Origin of the sequence: Methylibium sp. T29 (assembly GCF_000576205.1) — a bacterium.
Lineage (GTDB): Bacteria > Pseudomonadota > Gammaproteobacteria > Burkholderiales > Burkholderiaceae_C > Methylibium > Methylibium petroleiphilum.
In genome coordinates this window covers 1-3,077 of sequence record NZ_AZND01000332.1, presented here as the reverse complement: position 1 = coordinate 3,077, position 3,077 = coordinate 1, and the positions used below count along the sequence as shown (strand labels likewise).

Sequence of the window (3,077 nt, the reverse complement as noted above, 5' to 3'; positions counted from 1 at the left end):
CGCGCCGCCGCGCAGGACCGACTGCAGTTTCAGCAGGCCGCCGCTGTCGCTGAGCCGCGCCCCGAGCCGCTGCGCCAGCACGGGCAGCTCTTCGCTCCAGGCCACGCCGAACTTCGCCAGCAGCGGCTGCAGCGGCAGTTCGCCGGTGCCGTGCACCCAGGCGGCCAATTCGCTCGCCAGCGAGCGGCCACCGACCTCGGCCAGCACCGCGGCGATGTCGGTCTCGGTGATCGGCCCGCCGCCACTGCGCGCCCACAGGCCGCGCATCACGTCGTCGAGCGTGCCGGCGCCCTCGCTGCGCAGCGTCAGGTCGAGCGCCAGCGCGACCAGCGAGCCCTTGGTGTAGTAGCTGACCGTGGCGTTGACGGTGTTCTCGTCGGGCCGGTAGTACTTGACCCAGGCGTCGAAGCTCGCCTCGGCCACGCTCTGCACCGTGCGCCCCGGCGTGCCGCGCACGTTGTTGACGGTCTTGGCCAGCAGCTTGAGGTAGCGTGCCTCGTCGATCAGGCCGGTACGCCGCAGCACCAGGTCGTCGTAGTAGGACGTGAAGCCCTCGAAGAACCACAGCAGCTCGGTGTAGTTCTCGCGCGTGTAGTCGTAGCACTCGAAGTCGCGCGGCCGCATCCGCTTGACGTTCCAGGTGTGGAAGTACTCGTGGCTGATCAGGCCCAGCAACGTCACGTAGCCGTCGGGCGCCGACTTCATGCCGTTGCGCGGCAGGTCGCGGCGGTTGGCGATCAGCGCGGTGCTGGCGCGGTGCTCCAGGCCGCCGTAGCCGTCGTCCACCGCGTTGAGCAGAAAGACGTAGCGCTTGAACGGCGGCTTCTTGCCGCCGTGCCAGAAGGCGATCTGCGCCTCGCAGATGCGCCGGGTGTCGGCCAGCAGGCGCTCGCCGTCGAAGCTGGGCAGCACTCCGGCCACGATGAACTCGTGCGGCACCCCCGCCGCCTTGAAGCTGCCGCGCCAGAAGCGGCCCAGCTCCACCGGGTGGTCGACCAGTTCGTCGTAGCCGGCCGCCTCGTGGTCCGCGCCGGCGAGCGGCAGCGCTGTTGCGACCTGCCAGCCCCTGGGCAGCCCGGCGATCCGCAGCCGGTGCGGCTCGTGCTCGCGTCCGTGCACGCGCAGGAACACGCCGGTGCCGTTGAAGAAGCCGCGCCTGGCATCGAGGTAGGCCGCACGCACCGAGGTGTCGAAGGCGTAGACCACGTAGCTCACCACCAGCGCGCCACGGCCGCGGCAGTGCGCCACCCAGCCGGCCTTGTCGCTCTGGATCAGGGGCACGGTGCGATCGCCCTGGCGCGCCTCGAGCTGGGACAGGTGGCGGGCGAACTCCCGCACCAGGTAGCTGCCAGGAATCCACACCGGCAGGCTCAGCGCCTGCTCTTCGGCCGGCTGCGCGATGGTGAGGGTGACGCGGAACTGGTGGGCCAGGGCGTCGGCCACCTCGAGGCGGTAACGGATCATCGAGAACTCGGTTCCGGAAGGAGATGAGAGGCGGGCGTCAGCTGCCGGCCGCGGCGATGAAGCAGCCGAGGCTGGCGACTGCGCTGAGCCGGAAGCGCAGCACCAGCCAGGCTCCCAGGCCGTGGGCCGGGTAGATGCGGCGATCGACGAGGTAGCAGACCACCAGCAGCGCACCGAGCAGCGCAAGGCCGGCGTACGGCGGCATCACCACCGCGATCCAGGCCAGCAGCATCGGCAGCACGGCCCAGGCGAACCGGCTCGGCGAGGGCACCCGCTGCCGCAGGCCCAGACCCCAGTGCACGCCCCCCAGGAAGGACACGATCAGCGCCGCGTACTTGGCCAGCGCATCGGTCACGTAGGGGTGCGCATCGGGCCGCACCAGCCATGTCAGCAGCGCGCCGAGCACGAAGGGGATCAGGCCGGCATAGCCGAGGCGCAGTGCCAGCGGGTGCGGCGGCAGGTTGACGTCGGCGGAAGAGGCGGATCCCACGGGGCCATCAAGGAAGTTCGGAGCGCGGGCGGATTGTCGCCGCAGCCGCGCACGCGCGCTGCGGCACTCCGCTCGCCCGGCTCAGGACTTGCCGATGCCGGCGAGCTGCTTCTCGAGCTGCGGCGCCGTCAGCATGCCCGGCACGCGGGTGCCGTCCTCGAACACGATGGCCGGCGTGCCGTTGACCCGGTGCTTGCGGCTCAGCTCGACATTGCGCTCCACCGGCGACGCACAGGCGCCCAGCAGCTTGGGCGGCTGCACGCCGTCGACCATCCACGCACGCCACGCCACCGAGGCGTCCTTGGCGCACCAGATCGCGTTCGCCTTGTCCGGCGAATCGCCGCCCAGGATGGGCAGCAGGAAGGTGTAGACCGTCAGGTCCTTGACGTTCGAGAGCTCCTTCTCGAAGCGCTTGCAGTAGCCGCAGTTCGGGTCGGCGAAGACAGCGATCTTGCGCGCGCCACTGCCGGTCTTCCACACCACCGCGTCCTTCAGCGGCAGCGAGGCGAAGTCGATCGCGGTGAGCTTGGCGACGCGCTCCTCGGTCAGGTTGCGCTTGGTCTTCAGGTCGAGGATCTCGCCGCGGATCAGGTAGGCGCCCTCGGCGTCGGTGTAGAAGACGTCGTTGCCGATGCGCACCTCGAACAGGCCGGCGATCGGGGCCTTGTTGACCTCGTCGATCTTCGCGCTGCTGTTCAGGCGCTCGCCGAGCGCCTTGCGGATCGCCGCCTCCTGCGGCACCTGGGCCACGGCCGTCAACGCGAGGGTGGTGGCGATGGCTGCGACCGTTGCCGCCGCCAGCGCGGCTGTCTTGAACTTCATGGTGATCCTCGGTGCGCGCGGGTCGGGAGGGGCGTCAGCCCCGCAACGCGCGGTCGGTGAGCCAGCGCTTGAGCCCCGGCAGGTGATTCACGAGAGTCAGGCCGCGGTTGCGGAGTTCCTTCACCGGGGTGCTCTCGTGGGCAAAAAGTTGCAGCAGGCCGTCGGTCACGCGGCCCATCGCCCAGGTGGGCGCGGCGCGGCGGCGGGCGTAGCGCGCCAGCAGCCGTTCGTCGCCCAGCGAACGCCAGGCCTCGCGCTGCTGGCGCTCGGCGATCACCGCGCACAGCGTGTCGACATCGGC

The 3,077-nt window shown here is 70.7% G+C and carries 3 protein-coding genes and 1 pseudogene; all 4 read right to left on the bottom strand.

Translation table 11 applies throughout. The features are described from left to right. On the bottom strand, positions 1 to 1,464 hold a 1,464-nt coding region (locus x551_RS20390), incomplete at its 3' end, for a M61 family metallopeptidase (RefSeq protein WP_036250698.1). Between the two features lie 37 nt (positions 1,465 to 1,501). Further along, a complete protein-coding gene (locus x551_RS20385; RefSeq protein WP_051512245.1) occupies positions 1,502 to 1,954 on the bottom strand; it encodes a DUF3429 domain-containing protein in 453 nt (150 codons plus the stop codon). Between the two features lie 81 nt (positions 1,955 to 2,035). After that, entirely contained in the window at positions 2,036 to 2,776 is a 741-nt protein-coding gene (locus tag x551_RS20380) for a DsbC family protein (protein ID WP_051512243.1), read from the bottom strand. 34 nt (positions 2,777 to 2,810) lie between these two features. Further along, positions 2,811 to 3,077, bottom strand: a pseudogene (locus x551_RS20375) (2-octaprenyl-3-methyl-6-methoxy-1,4-benzoquinol hydroxylase); the annotation flags it as partial.

What these genes read in the sequence shown, in the direction of transcription:
- x551_RS20380 (WP_051512243.1), bottom strand. Translation starts at nt 2,776, where the DNA reads ATGAAGTTCAAGACAGCCGCGCTGGCGGCGGCAACGGTCGCAGCCATC.